14 protein-coding genes and 1 pseudogene are annotated in these 19,431 nt (G+C 70.1%); 8 read left to right on the plus strand and 7 right to left on the minus strand.

All coding sequences use genetic code 11. The annotated features are described in order from the left end of the window. Positions 1 to 14 precede the first annotated feature (14 nt). A complete protein-coding gene (locus tag YIM_RS32030) occupies positions 15 to 212 on the plus strand; it encodes a hypothetical protein (protein ID WP_153033874.1) in 198 nt (65 codons plus the stop codon). A gap of 21 nt (positions 213 to 233) precedes the next feature. Here the strand turns inward: YIM_RS32030 and YIM_RS32035 are convergent, their stop codons facing one another. Beyond that, positions 234 to 1,145, minus strand: coding sequence for a helix-turn-helix domain-containing protein (locus YIM_RS32035; protein WP_153033875.1), 912 nt, complete (start codon positions 1,143 to 1,145; stop codon positions 234 to 236). A gap of 138 nt (positions 1,146 to 1,283) precedes the next feature. Here YIM_RS32035 and YIM_RS32040 point away from each other — a divergent pair, with 138 nt between their 5' ends. The 3 genes and pseudogenes from YIM_RS32040 to YIM_RS32050 all read left to right on the plus strand — a co-directional run. Next, positions 1,284 to 2,189: an MBL fold metallo-hydrolase gene (locus tag YIM_RS32040; protein ID WP_153033876.1), complete on the plus strand. Its 906-nt coding sequence runs from the start codon at positions 1,284 to 1,286 to the stop codon at positions 2,187 to 2,189. A 38-nt stretch (positions 2,190 to 2,227) separates the two neighbouring features. Next, positions 2,228 to 3,667 (plus strand): carboxylesterase/lipase family protein, encoded by a 1,440-nt coding sequence (locus YIM_RS32045; RefSeq protein WP_153033877.1) that lies wholly within the window; start codon positions 2,228 to 2,230, stop codon positions 3,665 to 3,667. Between the two features lie 75 nt (positions 3,668 to 3,742). Further along, positions 3,743 to 3,889 (plus strand): annotated as a pseudogene (locus tag YIM_RS32050) (response regulator transcription factor); the annotation flags it as partial. Between the two features lie 76 nt (positions 3,890 to 3,965). On the opposite strand, the gene YIM_RS32055 reads toward YIM_RS32050, so the two are convergent. Then, positions 3,966 to 4,952 carry an AraC family transcriptional regulator gene (locus YIM_RS32055; RefSeq protein WP_153033878.1) on the minus strand — a complete coding sequence of 329 codons (987 nt, stop codon included), beginning with the start codon at positions 4,950 to 4,952 and terminating at the stop codon, positions 3,966 to 3,968. A 145-nt stretch (positions 4,953 to 5,097) separates the two neighbouring features. Between YIM_RS32055 and YIM_RS32060 the strand changes: the two genes are divergently transcribed. Beyond that, complete coding sequence (locus tag YIM_RS32060; protein WP_153033879.1) at positions 5,098 to 5,988, plus strand: enoyl-CoA hydratase/isomerase family protein; 891 nt, start codon at positions 5,098 to 5,100, stop codon at positions 5,986 to 5,988. Between the two features lie 469 nt (positions 5,989 to 6,457). Then, positions 6,458 to 7,105 (plus strand): HAD family hydrolase, encoded by a 648-nt coding sequence (locus tag YIM_RS32065; protein WP_153033880.1) that lies wholly within the window; start codon positions 6,458 to 6,460, stop codon positions 7,103 to 7,105. Positions 7,106 to 7,191: 86 nt separating this feature from the next. On the opposite strand, the gene YIM_RS32070 is transcribed toward YIM_RS32065, so the two are convergent. Further along, entirely contained in the window at positions 7,192 to 8,466 is a 1,275-nt protein-coding gene (locus YIM_RS32070) for a helix-turn-helix transcriptional regulator (protein ID WP_153033881.1), read from the minus strand. Between the two features lie 100 nt (positions 8,467 to 8,566). Here YIM_RS32070 and YIM_RS32075 point away from each other — a divergent pair, with 100 nt between their 5' ends. After that, positions 8,567 to 8,908 (plus strand): hypothetical protein, encoded by a 342-nt coding sequence (locus YIM_RS32075; RefSeq protein WP_153033882.1) that lies wholly within the window; start codon positions 8,567 to 8,569, stop codon positions 8,906 to 8,908. 250 nt (positions 8,909 to 9,158) lie between these two features. On the opposite strand, the gene YIM_RS49735 is transcribed toward YIM_RS32075, so the two are convergent. The 3 genes from YIM_RS49735 to YIM_RS32085 form a co-directional block, all read right to left on the minus strand. Then, positions 9,159 to 9,293: a hypothetical protein gene (locus YIM_RS49735; RefSeq protein WP_255462730.1), complete on the minus strand. Its 135-nt coding sequence runs from the start codon at positions 9,291 to 9,293 to the stop codon at positions 9,159 to 9,161. A gap of 231 nt (positions 9,294 to 9,524) precedes the next feature. Further along, positions 9,525 to 10,235 carry a 5-formyltetrahydrofolate cyclo-ligase gene (locus YIM_RS32080; RefSeq protein WP_153033883.1) on the minus strand — a complete coding sequence of 237 codons (711 nt, stop codon included), beginning with the start codon at positions 10,233 to 10,235 and terminating at the stop codon, positions 9,525 to 9,527. A gap of 18 nt (positions 10,236 to 10,253) precedes the next feature. Continuing rightward, positions 10,254 to 10,475, minus strand: a complete 222-nt coding sequence (locus YIM_RS32085) for a hypothetical protein (protein ID WP_153033884.1) — start codon at positions 10,473 to 10,475, stop codon at positions 10,254 to 10,256. On the opposite strand from YIM_RS32085, the gene YIM_RS32090 reads away from it, so the two are divergent. Continuing rightward, positions 10,459 to 10,656 (plus strand): hypothetical protein, encoded by a 198-nt coding sequence (locus tag YIM_RS32090; protein ID WP_370468903.1) that lies wholly within the window; start codon positions 10,459 to 10,461, stop codon positions 10,654 to 10,656. The two genes, YIM_RS32085 and YIM_RS32090, sit on opposite strands and share 17 nt — an antisense overlap. A gap of 4 nt (positions 10,657 to 10,660) precedes the next feature. On the opposite strand, the gene YIM_RS32095 is transcribed toward YIM_RS32090, so the two are convergent. Beyond that, positions 10,661 to 19,429, minus strand: a complete 8,769-nt coding sequence (locus YIM_RS32095) for a non-ribosomal peptide synthetase (RefSeq protein ID WP_153033885.1) — start codon at positions 19,427 to 19,429, stop codon at positions 10,661 to 10,663. Positions 19,430 to 19,431 lie beyond the last annotated feature (2 nt).

Below are 19,431 nucleotides of genomic sequence, written 5' to 3' on the forward strand. Positions count from 1 at the left end.
CCCGGACGGTGGTCTTGGACCCGCAGCGGTCCTCGGCGCCTCGGATCCAGGTTCAACCGCACGCCCCCAGCTTCCGCGGGGATTTCGAGCCGATCGCCCGGAAGATCCTCGTCGCCCGCTCCCCCAGTCTCGTCGCGGCCGATCCCGCCGATCTCGAATGGCGCCGGCTGCCGGAATCGGTCCGCGTGACCCCCGGTGGCGGACAGCTGTGACGAGGCACCGGGGGTTGCCCGTCACCGGGCGGCGGTGGAGCGGTCCGGCCGGGCCGGTCCACCGCTCCGGCCGGCCCGCTCCACCACACTCGCCTGCCGCAGCAGGGCCAGTGCCGCCTCCGACGGTGACCCGGCGGGCGTCGTGCACACCACGACGGACTGCCCCGGCGAACGCGCGAGGACGAGGGTCTGCTGGGTGACGGTCACCGCACCGACGACCGGATGGCGCAGCTCGTAGGTGGCGGCGTCGCACGGCGTCACCCGGTGGTCGCCCCACAACGCCACGAATTCCGGGCTCTTCATCGTCAGCTCGCCGATCAGCTCGGTGAGCAGCCGGTCCTCCGGGTATCGGCCGACGGCGATTCTCAGGTTGCCCACGACGGCGCGCGCCTTGCGCCGCCAGTCCCCGTAGAGCTCCCGGCAGTGCGGGTCCAGGAACAGCATCCGGCTCATGTTCGGGCGGCGCGCGGGGTCCTCCGGGCTCAGCGGGTCCATGTGGCCGGCGAGCAGGGCGTGGCCCAGTGGGTTCCACGCCAGCACGTCCGTGCGCCGGCCGAGGACGAGCGCCGGGACGCCGTCGAAGGCGCGCAGCAGGTCCCATGTCTCGTCGGTGAGCTTCTCCGGCCGGGGCCTTCGAGCCCGCGACACCCGGCGGGAGGCCTCGGCGAGGCGTTCCAGGTGTTCCCGCTCGTGCTCGTCGAGCAGCAGGGCGCCGGCGATCGCCTCGAGCACTTCCGCCGAGGCGCCACGGGACACGCCCTGTTCGAGCCGGGTGTAGTAGGACACGCTGACCCCCGCCAGCTGCGCCAGCTCCTCCCGGCGCAGCCCCGCCACCCGCCGGCGCGGCCCGAGGTCGCGGAGACCCACATCTTCCGGGCGCAGCCTGGCCCGCCGTGCTTGCAGGAAATCGCCGAGCGGGCCTGGTCCGTTCATCACTCCACTATCCACGCGCCCGGCACCGCCCAGCCAGACCCTCCGGGGGATAGGACAACGCGGGGCTGGTCGGCGCGCGGGCACACGATCAGGCTCGACCTGGTCAGGGCGGCTGCCGGCGACTCACGAGGAGTGATCATGGATCAGATCAGGCTGGGCGACGTGACCGTCACCCGTGTCAAGGAGTACTACGGCTCGGTCGAGATGGGCCCCGCGGACTTCTTCCCAGGAAGCCCCGACGGCGCCTGGGACGAGCACCAGAGCTGGCTTTCCCCGGATTTCCTGGACCCCGAGTCCGGCGAGTGCGTCTCGGCCATCCAGACCTGGCTGCTGCGTAGCGAGGGCCGCACCATCCTCGTCGACACCGGGGTCGGCAACCACAAGGACCGCCCCTACGCGCCTGTCTGGAGCCGGTTGGACACGAACTTCCTGGACAACCTCGCCGCCGCCGGAGTCCGGCCCGATGACGTCGACATCGTCATCAACACGCACCTGCACATCGACCACGTGGGCTGGAACACCTACCTCGACGGCCGGACCTGGGTGCCGACCTTCCCGAACGCCACGTACCTGATGACGCGGCAGGACTTCGACTTCTGGAACCCGGCCAACAACCACGAACCGCGGCTGGGTCGCGGCAACCAGAACGTCTTCGAGGACAGCGTCGCCCCGGTGCACGAGGCCGGGCTGACCCACCTGTGGGACGGCTCGTACCGGATCGACCGGAACCTCCGGTTGGATCTCGCGCCCGGCCACACCCCCGGGTCGTCCGTGCTGACCCTGGAGTCGGGCGGCGACCGCGCGCTGTTCGTCGGCGACCTGGTGCACACCCCGCTGCAGCTCGTGGAGCCGGAGACGAACTCGTGCTTCTGCGAGGACCCGGCCGAGGCCCGGGCCACCCGCCACAAGCTCCTCGGCCGCGCGGCCGAGGACAACGCGCTGGTCTTCCCCGCTCACCTCGGTGGCCAGGGCGGCGCCGAGGTCGAGCGCGACGGGTCGAAGTTCGCCATCAAGGAGTGGGCGGGCTTCTCCCGCATCGCCTGAGCCCACCCCGCAGTAGCCCGAGAGAGGAAGCGTTTCCCGTGCCCCAGCAGGCAAATCCGATCGTCGAGACCCCGGCGGGCGCCGTGCGCGGTGTTCGTGACCGGTTCGGCGAGCTCTACCGCGCCATCCCGTACGCGGCGGCCCCCACCGGCGCCGGCCGGTTCGCGCCCCCGGTGCCCCACCCGGGCTGGTCCGGTGTCCGGGACGCCACCGCGCCGTCGCCGACCGCGCCCCAGCCCGCCCGGGACTTCGGGCGGCTCGACATGATCCCCTACTTCGGCCCGGGCTGGGTGCGCGGCGAGGAGTACCTGACCGTCGACGTCCGCACGCCCGGCACGGACGGCGGGAAGCGGCCGGTCATGGTCTTCGTGCACGGCGGCGGGTTCGTCACCGGCTCCACCCGCGCCGCGCTCTACGACGGCCGGGCGTTCGCCCGCGACGGCGTGGTGCTGGTGACGGTGAACTACCGCGTCGGCATCCCCGGCTTCCTCGACCTGGAGGGTGCCCCTGCCAACCGCGGGCTGCTCGACGTCCTGGCCGCGCTCGGCTGGGTGCGGGACACGATCGCCGCGTTCGGTGGCGATCCCGGGAACGTCACGTTGTTCGGCCAGTCCGCGGGGGCCACCATCACCGGAGCCCTGCTGGCGACGCCGGAGGCCAAGGGGCTGTTCCGGCGCGCGATCGTCCAGAGTGGCAGCGGTACCGGCGCTTTCACCCCTGAGCAGGCGCAGCGCGTCACCGCGGCGGCCGCGCGGGCACTGGGCGTGCCGCCCACCGCGGCGGCCTTCGCCGGGATCCCGGACGAGCGGTTCCTCGAGATCCTGCCGGAGCTCGCGGGGATCGACCTGCGGACCGCGACGGCCACGGACCCGCTCATCGAGCTGAGCCCGTTCTCCCTGGTCCTGCCCGTGCAGCCGGCCGACGCCCTGGCGGAGGGGCCGGCGGGAGAGGTCGACCTGCTCATCGGCACCAACACCGAGGAGGGCCACCTCTACCTGGTACCGCAGGGGAAGCTGGAATCGTCGACGGACGGCGATGTGCTCGCCGTCGCGGCGAAGGTCGGCGCGGACCCCGCCGCCGTCGTCGCGGCCCAGCGGGCGGCCCGGCCGGGGGCGACCCCGGGCGAGCTGCGCTCCGCGGTGCTGGGCGAAGGCCTCTTCGGGGCCGGCACCGCGCGGTTGACCGAGGCCCACGCCCGGTTGTCCGGTGGCCGCACCCACGCCTACTCGTTCGGCTACCGTTCGACGGCTTTGGACGAGCGGCTGGGCGCCACCCACACGGTCGAGCTGCCCTTCGTCTTCGACATCGCCGATGAACCGTGGCTGCACGGCGACGCCGGTCTGCTCGGTCCCGACCCGGCGCCCGCCGGGCTCGCGGCCCGCGTGCACGGCGCCTGGGTCGCCTTCGCGACCCACGGCGACCCAGGTTGGGCAGCGTATGACCCACGGCGACCACAGGCGGAAGCCCTGGGTGGCTGAGAAATCCCCAAGGGGTCCAGCGCAATCGACTGCCGAGCACCGGGCAATCGATTGCGCCGGTAGACTCACCGGCATGTCGCTCTCGTTGCGACTGGTCTGTCCAATGTGGAGATCGCCGATCGGATGTACCTCAGCCCCTTCACCGTTCGCGCCCACGTGCAGCGCGCCATGTCCAAACTGGACGCGCGCGACCGGGCGCAACTCGTCGTCATCGCCTACTAGACCGGTCTTGTAGCCGGGGCGTCGTGAGTGTTTAGGGCGGTTAGAACCGCCCTAAACACTCACGACCACCCGACCACTAACTGACCGTCAGGCTCGACGGGGCTGGCGTCTCCAGCCGGAAGGCCGTACCGCCGCGGCTGCGTGCTTCGCTGCGGTAGCGCCCGGGCGCGCGTCCGTGGGCCCGGGTGAAGGCGCGGGTGAACGCCGGCACCGACCCGTAACCGACCGCCTCGGCGATGGTCTCGAGGGAGCCGTGGCTGTCGCGCAACTGCACGGCGGCCAGATCCATGCGCCAGTTCGCCAGGTACGCCGCGGGGGTGTATCCCGTCGCCGCGGGGAAACGGCGGGCGAGGGTCGCACGGGAGACCGAAATGGCTTCCGCGAGCGTCGAGGTCGTCCAGGGAATGGCCGGATTCTCGTGCAGGTGCCGCAGCGCTTTGCCGATGACCGGGTCGTAGAGCGCACCCAGCCAGGTGCCGAAGCACTCGGGGGGATTCACCGCGAGCCAGGCACGCAGCATCTGCACGAGCACGATGTCGACGAGGCTCTTCAGCACAGCGGACGTGGCGAGCTGCGGGTGGGCGAGTTCCCGGGCGAGCATGCGCACCGTGTCGGTCAGCCCCGGCGTTCCCGCCTCGGCCCGCACGTGCACGAGACCGGGTAGCAGGGTCAGGATCTGGGTGAGCGCCGCCGGGTCGCAGTCGTAGTGAATGGTGACGATCCGCGTGGTCGCGGGCTGCGCCCCGAGGCTGATCAGCTCACCGGTCCCGCGCCCGCGAGCGACCACGTGCTCGCACCTGCCGCGTCCGGTGCCGCCCGCGTCCGTGGGATCGTCGGTGAGGCCGTGCGGGGTGCCGGCGGGCAGCAGGACCACGTCGCCGGCCGCCAGTTCCACCGGGTCGCGGCCGGCGACCGTGAGCCAGGCACTGCCCGCGGTCACGGCGTGCAGGGCCGTCCCGGGAAAGTCGTCCAGGGCGACCGCCCATCGGCCACCCGCCTCGACACGGGTGCTCAGTGCTCCTTTGACGCCGGAGATCGCCAGGGCGTCGGCCAGTGGATCCACAAGGTGACATTAGCACCTGGATCAGACGTTAATGAGGCAGGTAATCAATTACCTGAGCTGCGTGGGCATGGTCCGCCTCATCGGTTGCTACATATGGTCTTGGGAGCCGGAGATCCCCATCCGGCATCACCGAGAAGGAGTCACCATGGATTACGGCAGCTGGCCAGGCCTCGAGATCACCGTCGCGGCCGGGGTGGCCACCGTGACGCTCGATCACCCGCCCCTCAATCTGATGGACGGCGTGCTGCTGCCGTCCTTGCGCGGGTTCGCGCATCAGGTGCGCACCGACGCGGACGTCCGGGTGATCGTGTTCCAGAGCGCCGATCCGGAGTTCTTCAGCGCGCACGGCGACATGGCCTACCTGACCGACCCGGAGGCCCTGCCCGCCGCGACCCAGGCCGCGATCGACGCCGCGCCGGGCGTCGTGATCCCCGACGGCCTGAACATCCTCCAGGCCTTGAGCCTGGAGATCCGCGACCTTCCGCAGGTCACCATCGGCAAGGTGGCCGGGTTCGCCCGTGGCGCCGGCAACGAGTTCCTGATGTCCCTCGACATGCGATTCGCCGCGATCGGCAAATCCGGTCAGGCCCAGCCCGAGTCCACCCTGGCGATCCTCCCCGGCGGCGGTGGCACGGTGAACATGACCCGCCTGGTCGGCCCGGCCCGCGCCCTGGAACTGCTCATCGGCGGCCGGCTCGTCGGCGCCGAAGTGGCCGAGCGCTACGGCCTGGTGAACCGGGCCCTGCCCGCCGACGAGATCGACGCCTTCGTCGACACCCTGGCCCGTCGGATGGCGGGAGTGCGCCCCGAGGTCGTCGCCGCGATCAAGGCCACCGTCCGAGCCGCGACCCCGCCCGCCCCCGACGAGGCCTACGCCACCGAAAACGCCGCCCTGTACTCAATGTTCACCGAGGACATGGTCGAGGTCGCCCGGAAGCAGCTGGCAGCGGGCGTCCAGACCCGTGCGGGTGAGCGGGATCTCGAGGGGCTCGTCGACAGCCTGTCACCCGGGCTCCGGCCCGCGGCTCAGCGGTAGGGCCGCACGTCCCGGAGGCGACGGCGTCCGGGACGTCCGGGTGGCAAGCGGAAGCCGGTGCCGGAGTGCGCTTACCCGGTCACCGGGCGGTTTCGGTGTTGTTGTGCTCGTGGAGCAGGTAGCGCGCGGCGACGTAGTCGGGCAGGGGCTGCGTCGCCGTCCCACCGACCCCGCGGGTGTGCGCCTGGATCAGTTCCACCGTCGAACTCCTCAACCCCGCCCTCAAACGCCACCGCGCAGCCGAGAAACAGCCAGGTGCCGCGACCGCCACCCACCCCTCGAACCCAGAAGATCTCCGCTTGAGCGTGCCCACTCGATCGAAGCCGCGTAATGCCATACCTAGTTCATCTTGTGGTCATCCACAGCGCTATCCACAACATGTGGACAGGGACCCAACCTAAACGCGACCCGCCGATCCAACTCGGTTACCGTCTGTGTGACGCAACAACGACGAGATACCAGGAGCGGTGTGATCCATTCGGTGGTGTTCGACGTCGGGGAGACCTTGCTCGACGACTCGCGAGAGTTCGGTGCGTGGGCGGACTGGATCGGCGTTCCCAGACATACGTTCTCCGCTGTGCTGGGTGCGGTCACGGCAATGGGGAAGAACAACGCCGAAACCTTCCAGGTGCTACGACCTGGTTTCGACCTCGCCGCCGAGCGTCAACGTCGCGAAGAGGCCGGCATGGGTGAACAGATCGAAGAGTCCGACCTCTACCCCGACGTCCGGCCTGCTCTGGCCGAATTGAGGCGGAACGGGGTGTGGGTTGGCGTCGCGGGCAACCAGACCCGGAAAACTGCTGAGCTGCTCCGGGGACTTGAGCTTCCCGTCGACGCGATCGCGACCTCCGGCGAATGGAGCGTCGCCAAACCCGACCCGGCCTTCTTCGACAAGGTGGTCGAGTTCGCGCCGGGCAGACCGGAGGAAATCGTCTACGTTGGCGACCATCGAGATAACGACGTTGTACCCGCTCGAGCAGCCGGTCTGCGGCCTGTGTTGCTTCGGCGGGGGCCGTGGGGCTACCTCTGGGGTAACGACCCCGTCGTCGTTCGCGACGCGGAATGGATCATCGACTCCTTGGCTGAACTGCCCGGTTTGATCAGCATGGCCCGCTGACGTCCGCGGATTCGCCAGTCCGTTCAGCCGAGAGCAGGTCGATGCACCGCGCGCTCCAAGGCAAGCAGTGCATCGTTTTGAGGGCCTCAGCTTGTGAGACGTATCTGTTCAACGATCTCCTCAACGTGCGGGTGCGCGCGGACGTGCTCAGGAGCAATCCGACGAGCGGCGTGGAGCGCCTCAAGAGTGCGTTCGGGCTGGCCGGCGAGGTGGTAGGCGCGGCCAAGATCGATGCAGAAGTGCGAGCGGCGTTCGGCGGGCAGGCTGGCCGGCGGCTGCCAGGCAGCGGCGGAACGTAATGCGGCACCGACGTCACCAAGCTCGACCATGAGGGACAAGCGGTGAATGCGCACCGACGCCGCACCGAACGCTGTGCCGAGGTGGATGCCCTCGTTGACACGCTGGGCGATCTGCTGGGCCTCATCGATGTGCTCCTGAGCCCAGCGAGCCTGCCCTGCTCTGCCAGCCATCACGGCCGCACGCATGTGCAACGTGCCGTAAGTCGCCGCAGCGACCTCGGAATCCGTGACACGGACGCGGTCAGCGGCCCGTTCGAGCATCTTCCGTCCGGCTGCGAGATCGCCCGACGCGAAGAAGGTTTCACCGCGCACGTACGAACTGCTGGCTTCCACCAATTCGTCCTCGGCCTTAACTGCAATGCCACTGAGCAGCCCGATGATGCGCGCTGACAGGTCGTAGTAGCTGTACTTGTCGGCCACAGCGTCAGCTGCGCGATAGACCTGGAACAACAGACGCGCGAACCGCGGTCGATCCCCCGCTGGGCAGTCCACGAGCGCCCGGTGCAGCTCGGACAAGAGCGCAGGCACCTCGACAGCGAGGACCGTGTAATCAGACCGGAGCCGCTTGTCGACAACGGAAGCAATGACCGGACGCAGTTCGTCGATGGTACGAACCGGCCCGTCCTCCGGGACGTCGTACGCGTCCAGTGCCCGGCGCAGGACCGGCAGTTGAGCAAGAATCGTGTCGGATGTGGAGTCCCGCTCTGCCTGGCGATCACCGGCAACGGCCCGCCCGACCTCACCGTTATTCCGCCGTGCCCGATAGCGGCTGCCGCTGAGTTGCTGCCGAAGGGCCTTCTGCTCAGCGTCTGCGCGGACGCGTAAGGCGACAAGTGCGCCATCGGCGCCGAGCGCGGTGTCGAGCGTCCGGACGAGTTCCTTCGAGGGCAAGTTCCGGCCGACTCGTTCGGCCAGGGACATGTATTGGCGGGTGTAGCCGACTCGCTGGGCGAGTTGGCTGTGGCTCAACCCTGCCGCTTTTCGCCGGCGTCGGATTTCCAACGCGAGCTGGGCAGCGAGCGACGCCTCCTCACCCCGGCTGGGGATGCCACCAGCAGCCATCGTCGTCTCCCGCTTCGCGATCTGTACCCGTCAGCAAGGGGGGCAAATAACGCCTAGCCCGTTTGCCCCGTTACGGATCGTAGCTCCTTGTAGTCGACTGGTGGCAACCATCGGCGAAGTGAAAGTGGGTGATTCGGTGAACGTGGTCGACCACCGCCCAGATCCGGGGATACGAGGTGAGCGAGCGACGTTTCCTGCTGGAGCACGACAAGGAAGCCACGACGAAATGATTTCCTCTCGGGCCAGTGACACCCACGCCAGCTATCAGGGGCAGTTACTTCGCAGCCTCGCTCCTGAATTGCGGGGTGTCGCATTGAGACTCATCCGCGAACTCGACGAGCCCGGACTCGATCTCACGCAGCTGCGTCGCCTGCAGAGCCTCCTCAAGCACCTAGACCTCGAGATACTCGCAGCGGTTTTGCACTGGTTACGCGGTAGCTGACCACGGCGGGTACTTGGCGGCGGCGGTGTCAGGCTGCTCGGTCGCACCCGAACTGACGGGCACCGCCGTCTTGGTGCATTTTCGTGCACCAACTTCCACCCTAACGCCCCGACCGGGGCTCTTCCATCACGCATCCACCGCACACGGTCGGCGCGAGCTGCCAGCCGCGAAACGAACCGTGACGCAGATGGTCACCGACGACATGCCGTTCCTGGCCGACTCCGTGGCCCTCGACGCACCTCCCCGCTGTTCACAGGTACACGTCGACGCCGCGGCAAGCCGACATCCACCGCGACGTGTCCGGCAACGCCAACCGAGCCGAGTCGTAGATGCACATGGAGTTCGACCACATCACCGACCCGGACCGCTCGCTCAAGTTCGACACGACCGACAACTATCGCCAAACGGTCCCGAACCCCACGCCCGCTCGAGCTCTTCTACAACCTCGGGCCCGGCATCGGCGAGCACCGGTTCCTCACCGCTCAACCGACCATGGCGACGTCGGCGCCGCCTAGCTCATCTAGTACTCATCCACAGATCCATCCACAAGATGTGGACATCGCCCGATGTTTACCGGGCCAACGGCACCCGGTCTGGGTGGCGGCCGTCTATGCGCTCAGCGTTTCGCGTACAACTCGGCCAGCACCGGGATCGCCTGGATCTTCGATGCGTCGAGGTGGTCCCAGAGGATGCCCGCGGGCCGCCGCCGGGGGCCGCATTCGATGACTTCGTCGGGCGTGACGATGAGGTCGACGCTGAAGTCGTGGGCTGATTCGGGTAGTTCTTCGTCCACGACCTGGAGCTGATGGACGGTGGTGAGGATCGTGGTATCCGGTCCGATCAAGCCCGCCTCGGTCAGCAGGGCGACCTCGATGTCCGAGTACCCAGCACCCTTGCCGATCCGGGTTCCGCGGTGGTCCACGGCGACGGTGCCGCAGACAACCAGGTCGACGGGCCGCATGGTGCCGGGACCGACGGTGGGCGCCACCTCGGCCGCTCGTTTGCTCGTGGCGGCTTCAGCACCCACGTGCGCTGGGTCGAGCAGGTAGAACGGCAGGGGCTTGGCGATCTTCGGCACGGCCATGTAGACGAGTTTGTTCTCGCGCAGCGCCTGCTCGCGCACCGGCAGCTGCGCAGCGTCAGGATTGGCTTTGACGACGCCAGCCGTCTGCCAGGCCTCCAGTTCAGCCAGCCGGTGGGCAGCGCGCTCGGCACCTACGAAGCTGGGAATGTGACCGGCAGCGCCCGGCGGGCGTACCGCGTCAGCTCGGTCGAGCGCGGCCCACACCCGCTGCCGGGCGGCCTGCTTGGTGTCGTCGATGGTCATGCCCCAGTTGTACCGACTTCAGCCGGCCGCCATCAGGTCGAAGAGGCGATCGTTGAGCTCCTGGACGCTCGTGTGGTGTCGCCACTGCCGTAGCTCCTGCCCGGCGCTGAACGCGAGGTTCAGCCCTCCCGCTCCGCGGGTGTCCTCCAGAGCGTCGATCGTCTGGTGCAGCGCGTCGACCGCGCTGGCCAACTCGCCCTGCCGGATGCAGGCCAGCGCGAGATTGCCCAGGATTGTCATCGACCCCGCCCACGCGCGACGGCGCCTGGTCACGCTCACCGCTACCGGGCGGAAAGCGTTCCACGCCAACGGGAAACCGCTGTACGACGAGTTCCGCGCCACGCTCGTCGCCGCCGGGTTTCCCTACGACCGCTACCTCGAAGACACCCGGCGGCTGGCCGAACTCCTCGAAGTCGACTGACGGCTCAGTCGCCGGTGGACCAACTGTGCAGGAGGGCCCGGCGTTCCGCCGGGGTGAGGATGTCCAGGGTGGCGACCGCGGCGGCGGGATCGGCGAGGAATCCGAAAAGGATGGTGGGGACGCGGTCCAGGTGAGCCTGGGCTTCCTCCTCGGTGAACAGGTCCGGCCGGTAGTCGAGGTTCAGGCGGAGCATCGTACCTGGCAGGACCGCCAGGCGCAGGGCGAAATGCGTGTCGTCGCGGGCCCAATAGTCGGTGACGCGCAGGTCCTCCGTGCGAGTCAGGGTCGTGACGTCGAGCGGGTAGTTGAACAGCACCGTCACCGTGTCGAACAGCGGGCCGAGACCGGCGTCGCGCTGGATGTCGTCCAGACCGACGTGGTGGTGGTCGGTGAGCCGCGCCTGTTCCTCCTGCACGCGGGCCAGCAACTCCCCCACCGAATCCGAGCCCAGGCGCACCCGGACCGGGATGGTGTTCACGAACATCCCGATCATCCGCTCCACCCCGGGGATCTCCGGCGGCCGACCGGACACCGTCGTCCCGAACACCACGTCCTCCCGGCCGGTGAGCCGCGACAACAACACACCCCAGGCGCATTCGATCAGCGTGTTCGTGGTGATCGAATGCGCGCGGGCGAGCGCGGCGAGTTCGTCGGTCTGCGCACGGGAAAGCTCGGTCGTGAGCCGCCGCGGCATGGTCATGTCCTCGTCGCGGGCGCCCGGGGCGACCAGGGTGGGTTCCGCCAGCCCGGCCAGCGCACCCGCCCACGCCTTGCGGTGCTGGTCGTGGTCGTGCCCGGCCAGCCAGTCGAGGTGGGCGGTGTACCGGGCCGGGCGCGGCAGCTCGACCCCGGCGTACACCGCGAAGATCTCCTCCAGCAGCACCGGCAGCGACCAGCCGTCCATCACGAGGTGGTGGTTGACCACGACGAACCGGTGGCGAAGCTCGTCGAGCCGGATCAGCAGGAACCGCAGCAGCGGTGGCTTGGTCAGGTCGAACTTGCGGGACTGCGCCAGGACCAGCCGTTCCGTCTCGGCCTCCTGCTCGACCAGGTCCAGGCCTGAAAGATCGGCTTCTTCCCACGGCAGCACGACTTCCGAGCGCACCACCTGCACGGGCGCCTCCAGTCCGTCGTGGACGAAGGCCGCCCGCAGGGCCGCGTGCCGGTTGACCGCCAGGTGCGTCGCCGACCGCAGGGCGCCCGCGTCGAGCGCACCGGCCAGCTCCAGCCACAAACGTCCATTGTAGACGTCGACGTCGCCGTCGAGCACGCTGTAGTACAGCAGTCCTGATTGGAGTGAGGTCAGCGGGAGCACCTCGTCCAGGTTCGGGTGCGCGGCTTCCAGCGCGTCGAGCTGCTCCTGCTCGATCGACACCAGCGGGAAGTCGGACGGGACGTGCCCGCCCCCGGTCTGACCGGCGAGCGTGCGCAGGGCTTCGAGCCACGATTCGGCCAATGCCAGCACATCCGCCTCGGCGACGGCGTTACCCGCCCACGTCCACGTGGCGTCCAGGACCCCGGCCCTGACATGCACGTCGATCGTCAGCGCGTGGCCAAGCGGCGCGCGAACATCGGCGCCCTGCACGAGTTCGGCCTCGCCGAGCACCGGTTCCCAGTCCGCGCCCGCCTCGCCGTCGAATCGCCCGAGGTAGTTGAACAGGATCTCCGGCTGCGGCAACGCGGCCAGCCGTCCGCTGGTCTCGGGATTGAGGTGCCGAAGCAGGCCGAAGCTCCGCCCGCCACTGGGAACGTTCCGCAGCGCTTCCTTCACCAGCTTCAACGCCCGAGCAGCATCAGCATCCTCGGGATCGAGCCGGACCGGGTGAACGGTGGTGAACCAGCCGACCGTCCGGGACAGGTCGGCGTCGTCCTCACGGCCGTGGCCTTCGAGGTCGACGACCGTCGCCCCGCCCCGGCATTTGGCCACTGCGAGGGACAACGCGGTCAGCAGGACCTCTTCCACGCCAGCGCGGAAAGCGGCGGGCAGGGTCACTCGCATTCGCCGCGCGGTATCACCGGTGTCCGCCGGGGTCAGCGGACGGGTGGCGATCGAAGCGCGCGTCCCAGCGAGGATCGCTTCCCATTGCGGGCATTCGATTCCGTGCTGCTGGGCGGCTTCGGCCAGCTTGCCCGACCACACGCGGAACGGCGTGCTCGCCACAGCCGGGCGCGGACGCCCGCCCCGCCAGGCATCGGCCAGATCCGGCAGCAGGATCCGCCAGGAGACCCCGTCGACCACCAGGTGGTGCGCCACGATCAGCAACCGCCCCGGCGAATCGGGCCCCGCGTCGAACCAGGTGACCCGCAGCATCTTGCCCTCGGCGGGCGCCAGCCGACCGACCTGCGCGGCGGCCTCGGCCTCGATGTCAGCGTCAATACCAACAACAGACACCAGTTCGTCCGCGTCGACGGCACCCTGGTCGCGCACTCGGAGCCGCCAGCCCTCGTCCGAAGGCACCAACTGCGCCCGCAGCATGTCGTGCTGGTCGAGCACCGAGCGCACGGCGGTGATCAGGCGTTCCCGGCCCAGACCAGCCGGAACGCGCACGAGCACCGACTGCGCGAACCCGTCCACCGGCGCGCCCGACACCGCGAGTGCGTGCGACAACGGTGCGTGCGGAACGTCGCCCACGGCTTCGCCGACGGTGTGCACCGGCGCGGGTTCGGCGGACTCGGCGACCGACGCCAGCCCTGCCACTGTCGGGTGCCGGAAGACGTCGCGCGGGGTGAACCGGAGGTCGTGGCTCCTGGCGCGACTGACCAGCTGGATCGACATGATGCTGTCCCCGCCGAGCGCGAAGAACCCGTCACCGGGACCGACTTCCGGCACACCGAGCACGTCGGCGTACAGCACGCACAACAGGTCCTCCACCGGCGAGCGGCCGGGCTGGCGGACGGGCGCGCGGTCCACCGCGGGCAACGCGGCGAGATCCACCTTGCCGTTCGCGGTCAGCGGCAGCGCTTCGAGCACCACGATCGTGGCGGGCACCATGAACTCCGGCAGCGAAACCGCGAGGTGCTCCCGCAACGCCTCACCGTCCACATGCGACCCGGCAACAGGCACGGCGTACCCGAGCAGCCGGGAACCGTCCGCGGTGACCACCGCCTGCCGCACGTCCTGGTGCGCGGCCAGCGCGGACTGCACCTCCCCCAGTTCGATGCGCGCGCCGTTGATCTTCACCTGCTGGTCGGTGCGGCCGAGGTACTCCAGCGTTCGCCGCGGTGTCCAGCGAACGCGGTCCCCGGTGCGGTAGAGCCGCCCGCCGGGTGAGCCGAACGGGTCGGGCACGAACCGGGCCGCGGTCAGGCCCGGCCTGCCGAGGTAGCCGTAGGCCAGGCCCATGCCGCCGATGTGCAGCTGCCCCGGCACGCCCGCGGGCGCCGGCCGGAGGTCGTCGTCGAGCACGTACAGCGTCACGTTGTCCTGCATGCCGATCTGGCCGTCGATGCCCGCGATCGGGATGCGGGACAACGCGCCCGGGTTCGAGACGCGCCACGCCGTCGCGTCCAGCGCGGCTTCGGTCGGGCCGTACTGGTTGACCAGCTCACAGCCGGGCAGCGCGGCCAGCACACGACTGGCGAGATCGGTGGACAGCTCCTCGCCGCCGGAAAGCACCAGCCGCAGCGAGCGGCAGCCGGTGAACCCGCCCTCGGCAAGCATCACCGACAGCATCGACGGCACGAAGTACGCCTGCGTGACGCCGTGCTCGGTGATCATCGAGCGGAGGTGGTCCGGCTCGCGCTCCCCGCCGGCGCGGGCCATCACCAGCCCGGCTCCGGCCACCAGCGGCCCGAAGATCTCGCCGACCGACACGTCGAACCCGATCGGCACCTTGACCAGGACGCGGTCGTCCGGCCGGTAGCGCAGGTACGCGCGCGTGGTCCAGAGCACCCGGTTCACCACCCCGCGATGCGTGCACAGCACCCCCTTGGGGCCGCCGGTCGTGCCGGAGGTGTAGGTGACGTAGGCGGGTGCGTCGAGCCCGGCTCGCAGGCCGAGATCGGACGCGGGCCGGTTCCGTCCGGAGTGGACTGTCTCCCGGGTGATCACCTGGCGAGCGCCCGCGTCCGCGGACATGAAGTCCAGGCGTTCCGCGGGCAACGCGGGGTCGAGCGGCAGGTACGCGCCGCCCGCCTTGAGCACGGCCAGCGCCGCCAGCACCAATTCCGGCGAGCGGTCCATCCGCACCCCGACGACCGAGCCGAGCCCGACGCCGTCCTCGCGCAGCACGCGAGCCAGCTGATTCGCGCGGGCGTTCAGTTCTTCGTAGGTCCAGATCACGTCGTCGCCGATCACCGCGACAGCTTCCGGTGAACGCTGGACCTGCGCCTCGATCAGGTCCGACAGCGACTGCTCGGGCAGTTCGCGCACGGTCTCGTTCCACGTTCCGACGACCTGTGCCAGCTCGCCGTCGCCGACCATCGGCAGCGCGCTGAGCGGCCGGTCCGGGTCAGCGGCGACCGCTTCGAGCAGGTGGCGGAACCACGCGGCGATCCGCTCGGCAGTGTCCACTTCGAACAGATCCGCCGAGTACTCCAGATGCCCGGAGACCCCGCCCGAAGGCTTCTCCCCCAACGAAAGCTGGAGATCGAACTGCGCCACGCCCAGGTCGACGAACGCGACGTCGATCGCCAGGCCCGGCACCTGCCACTCGGTTTGATCGGCCGCGCGGAAGGGCATCATCACCTGGAACAACGGGTGGTGCGCGGTGGACCGGGACGCCGCCACGGCGTCGACGATCTGCTCGAACGGCAGGTCCTGGTTGGCGTGAGCGGCGAGGTCGGCGTCCCGCACCCGGCTCAGGAGTTCGGTGAAGGCCGGATCGCCGGACAGATCGGTTCGCAGCACCAGTGGGTTGACGAACATGCCGACCACGCCGTCGAGCGCTTCGTCGGTGCGGCCCGCGTTGGGTGTGCCGATCGGCACGTCGTCCCCGGCCCCGGCGCGGCTGAGCACGGTCGCGAAGGCCGCGCGCAGCACCATGAACAGGCTGACCCCGGCGGAATCGGCCAGCTCGGCCAGTGCCCGGTGCAGGTCGGCGTCCAGCTCGACCGGAACCATGCCGCCCTGGTTGGCCGGAGTGGCGGACGGACGGCGGTCGGTGGGCAGCTCGATGCGCTCGGGCAGCCCGGCCAGCGCGGTGCGCCAGTGGTCGAGCTGACGGGCTGATCGGCTGTTCGGGTCGGCCGGATCACCGAGCAGTTCCCGTTGCCACAGCGTGTAGTCCGCGTACCGGACCGCGGGCTCGGCCCACTCGGGCAGCCTGCCGCTGGACCTCGCGAGGTACGCGGTGATCAGGTCGGTCGCGAGCGGGGTGATCGAGCCGTTGTCCACGGCGATGTGGTGCATGGTCGTGACCAGCACGTGGTCGCCGCCGACCCGGAACAGCTCGACGCGGAACGGCAGGTCCGTGGTCAGGTCGAAGCCGCGGTGCCCGTGTTCGCGCAGGCGTGCAGGCAGGTCGGCCTCGGCCACGTCGGCGGTTGCCAGGTCCAGCACGGGATCGAGCACCAGCTGCCGCGGCACGCCGTCGACCTCGGGAAAGACCGTGCGCAGGCTGTCATGCCGGGCGATGACGTCCCAGAGGGCCAGCCGCAGGGCGGGCACGTCGAGCAGGCCGGAGATCCGCGCCGACGTGGTGATGTTGTAGCTCGCGCCCGCGCCTTCCAGCCGGTTGAGGAACCACAGCCGACGTTGCGCGAACGACAGCGGCAGTTCCTCCGCCAGCTCGGCCCGGCGCAGCGGCGGCCGGGGTTCGGCGGACCGGTCCAGCCTCAGCGCGAGTTCGGCGGCGGTCGGCGCGTCGTAGAGGTCGCGCACGCTCAGCTCGGCGCCCAGTACCGTCCTGATCCGGCTGATCAGGCGCACGGCCAGCAGTGACTGCCCGCCGAGGCGGAAGAACGCGTCGTCCACGCCCACCTCGGGCAGGCCGAGCACCTCGGCGAACAGGTCGCACAGCACGCGTTCCTCCGGCGTGCGGGCCGTCCTGGTGGAGTTGATGAGCGCCGTCCGGTCCGGGGCGGGCAGGGCGGCGCGGTCGAGCTTGCCGTTGGCGGTGAGCGGCAGGGCGTCCAGCACCACGATCGCGGACGGCACCATGAACGCGGGCAGCACGTCGGCCAGGCGGGCGCGCAGCGCCTCCGGGTCCGGGCCCTGACCGACCACATAGGACACGAGTTCACCGTCGCGCACGAGCGTGACCGCGTGGCTCACTCGGGGCAGGGCGGTCAGGTTCGCTTCGATCTCACCGAGTTCGACCCGGTGACCGCGCACCTTGACCTGGAAGTCGGTTCGTCCGAGGCATTCCAGGGTGCCGTCGGCGAGGAACCGGCCGCGGTCGCCCGTGCGGTACATGCGCTCGCCGGGCGCGGAGAACGGGTCGGGCAGGTAGCGGTCCGCGGTCAGGCCCGGCCGGTCGTGGTAGCCACGCGAAAGGCAGGCGCCCGCCATGTAGATCTCCCCGACCGCACCGGGCGGCAGCGGGTTCAGGTCGTCGTCGAGCACGTAGGCGCGGGAGTCCCGGAACGGGCCACCAACCGACGGCCGCACCACAATCGGCCGCTCCAGGCGGTTTCCGGTGCAGTAGATCGTGGTTTCGGTGGGGCCGTAGAGATTGACCACCTCGCGTGCGCCGGAACGCAGGGCCGCGGCCAGTTCGGCGGGCAGTTCCTCACCACCGGTCAGCACTCGCAGGCCCGCCATCCAGCCTGAGCCGGTGCCCAGGAGCGACTGCCACCGCGAGGGCGTCGCCTGCATCACGGTGACCCGCTCGTCGAGGACCAGCCGGATCAACGCGTCGGGATCGGCGATCGTGGGCACGTCGGCCACCACCACGGCGGCCCCGCTGACCAGCGGGAGCAGCAGTTCCAGAGTGGCGATGTCGAAGGCGGCTCTGGCGATGGACAGCACCCGGTCGTCCGGGCCGACCAACTCCATCTCCCCCAGCGCGGCCAGGAAGTTCGACAACGCGGAGCGCGGCACGACTACGCCCTTGGGGCGGCCGGTCGAGCCGGAGGTGTAGATCATGTACGCCTGGTTACCCGGCGCGGCGTCCACCGCTGGGTCGGTGTCGGGCAGCCCGGTGAGGTCGGGGACCTCGCGCAGCACGGTGACCGGGCGCGCGTCGGCGAGCACGGCGTCGATCCGGCTCTGTGGGTAGACCGGGTCCAGCGGAAGGTAGGCGGCGCCGGTCTTGAGCACGGCGAGCACGGCCGCCACCAGGTCAACAGACGGCTGGATCGCCAGTGCCACAAAGGTTTCCGGCCCGGCACCTTCGGCGATCAGGTGGTGCGCGATCCGGTTCGCCCGCGCGTTCAGCTCGGCGTAGGTCACCTTCCGGCCCTGGAACACCACCGCCGTCGCCTCCGGCCGGGACGCCACCTGCGCGGCAACGGCCGCGACCACGTCCACGGGCCGCTCGGCGCGCTCGGTGTCGTTCCACTGCTCAACGACCTGGTGCCGCTCGCCCGGCAACATCAGGTCGATACGGGCGATCGGGCGGACCGGATCGGCGGCTGCCTCTTCCAGGAACCGCACGAACCGCCGCTGGTGGGCGTCGACGTCCTGCTGGCCGTAGGATTCCGGCGAGGCGCTGAAGTCGAACCGCAGGCCGCCGCCGGCGCCCTCGGGATAGATCGCCACGGCCAGGTCCTCGATCAGGCCGTGCGACAGGTTCCGCAGCCGCGCGGTGTGCCCGCCGAAGCTCAGGTCCCCGCCGAACGGCATGATGTTGATCATCGGCGCGAGCAGCGAACCCGTCGTGACGCCGAGATCGCGGCACATGTCCTCATACCGGTACCGCTGGTGCCGCAGCCCGCCTCGCATGGCCTCGGTGACCTCGGGCACGATCGCGCCGACACCGGCACCGGGCTCGACCGGGAAGCGCAGCGGCACCTGGTTGGACATCATGCCGGGCGTGCTCAGCGCCGCACGCGTGGTGCGCCCGGTGACCGGCACGGTCAGCAGCATGTCGTCCTGGCCGGTCATCCGGTTCAGGTAGGCGCCGAACGCGGCGGTCACCCAGACCGTCCACAATGTCCCGGACGCCCTGGCCGCCGTCCGCAGGCGACCCAGCCCGGCGGCGTCGATCGCGCCGGAGGAGCGAAGAAAGGCCACGTCCGCAACCTCGCCGAGGCGCGTGCCGCCCAGGCGCGGCGGGGACGGCACGTCGGCGAGGGCGGACAGCCAGTACTCCCGGTCGCTCATCCAGTCCGGCGATTCGCGGTACTGACCCTCTTCTCGCAGCAGGTCCGCGAACGTACCGAACCCGCTGTCACCAACGGGCTTCCCGTCGATGAGTGCACTGTAGACGGACGCCAGCCTGCGGCCGCACAAACCGGCGGAATACCCGTCGTGCACCACGTGGTGACCCCACTGGAACCACAGGTACCGGTCCTCGGCCGCCTTGAACAGCAGCGATCCGGACAGTGGGTCGCTGCCCACATCGCACGGCCTGGCCAGCACCTCGCGCATCCGCCGCACGGCTTCCCCGTCCGGATCGGCGAGCGCCGAGACGTCGACGAACTCGTGCCTTGGTTCCGCAACGTCCCGGACGTCCAGCCACAGCCCGTCTCGCGACCGAACGGCTCCTGCCCGGTGCACGTCGGCCTCCGCCGCCAGCACCTGCCAGGCCGCGGCGAAGACCGCCGGGTCGACCGGCCCGTCGATCACCAGGTAGTCGCCCGTGTTGTGCCTGCGACGGGAGGCATCCAGCTCGTGGGCGAGCCAGACTCCGGACTGCGCCGCGGAAAGCGGCAGGCGCGTGCTGGACATGG

This window comes from Amycolatopsis sp. YIM 10 (genome assembly GCF_009429145.1).
Classification (GTDB): Bacteria; Actinomycetota; Actinomycetes; order Mycobacteriales; family Pseudonocardiaceae; genus Amycolatopsis.

Excerpts from the sequence above, each read along its gene's own strand:
- YIM_RS32035 (WP_153033875.1), bottom strand. The coding sequence starts at position 1,145 with ATGAACGGACCAGGCCCGCTCGGCGATTTCCTGCAAGCACGGCGGGCC.
- YIM_RS32040 (WP_153033876.1), top strand. The coding sequence starts at position 1,284 with ATGGATCAGATCAGGCTGGGCGACGTGACCGTCACCCGTGTCAAGGAG.
- YIM_RS32060 (WP_153033879.1), top strand. The coding sequence starts at position 5,098 with ATGGATTACGGCAGCTGGCCAGGCCTCGAGATCACCGTCGCGGCCGGG.
- YIM_RS32070 (WP_153033881.1), bottom strand. The coding sequence starts at position 8,466 with ATGGCTGCTGGTGGCATCCCCAGCCGGGGTGAGGAGGCGTCGCTCGCT.
- YIM_RS32080 (WP_153033883.1), bottom strand. The coding sequence starts at position 10,235 with ATGACCATCGACGACACCAAGCAGGCCGCCCGGCAGCGGGTGTGGGCC.
- YIM_RS32085 (WP_153033884.1), bottom strand. The coding sequence starts at position 10,475 with ATGACAATCCTGGGCAATCTCGCGCTGGCCTGCATCCGGCAGGGCGAG.
- YIM_RS32095 (WP_153033885.1), bottom strand. The coding sequence starts at position 19,429 with ATGTCCAGCACGCGCCTGCCGCTTTCCGCGGCGCAGTCCGGAGTCTGG.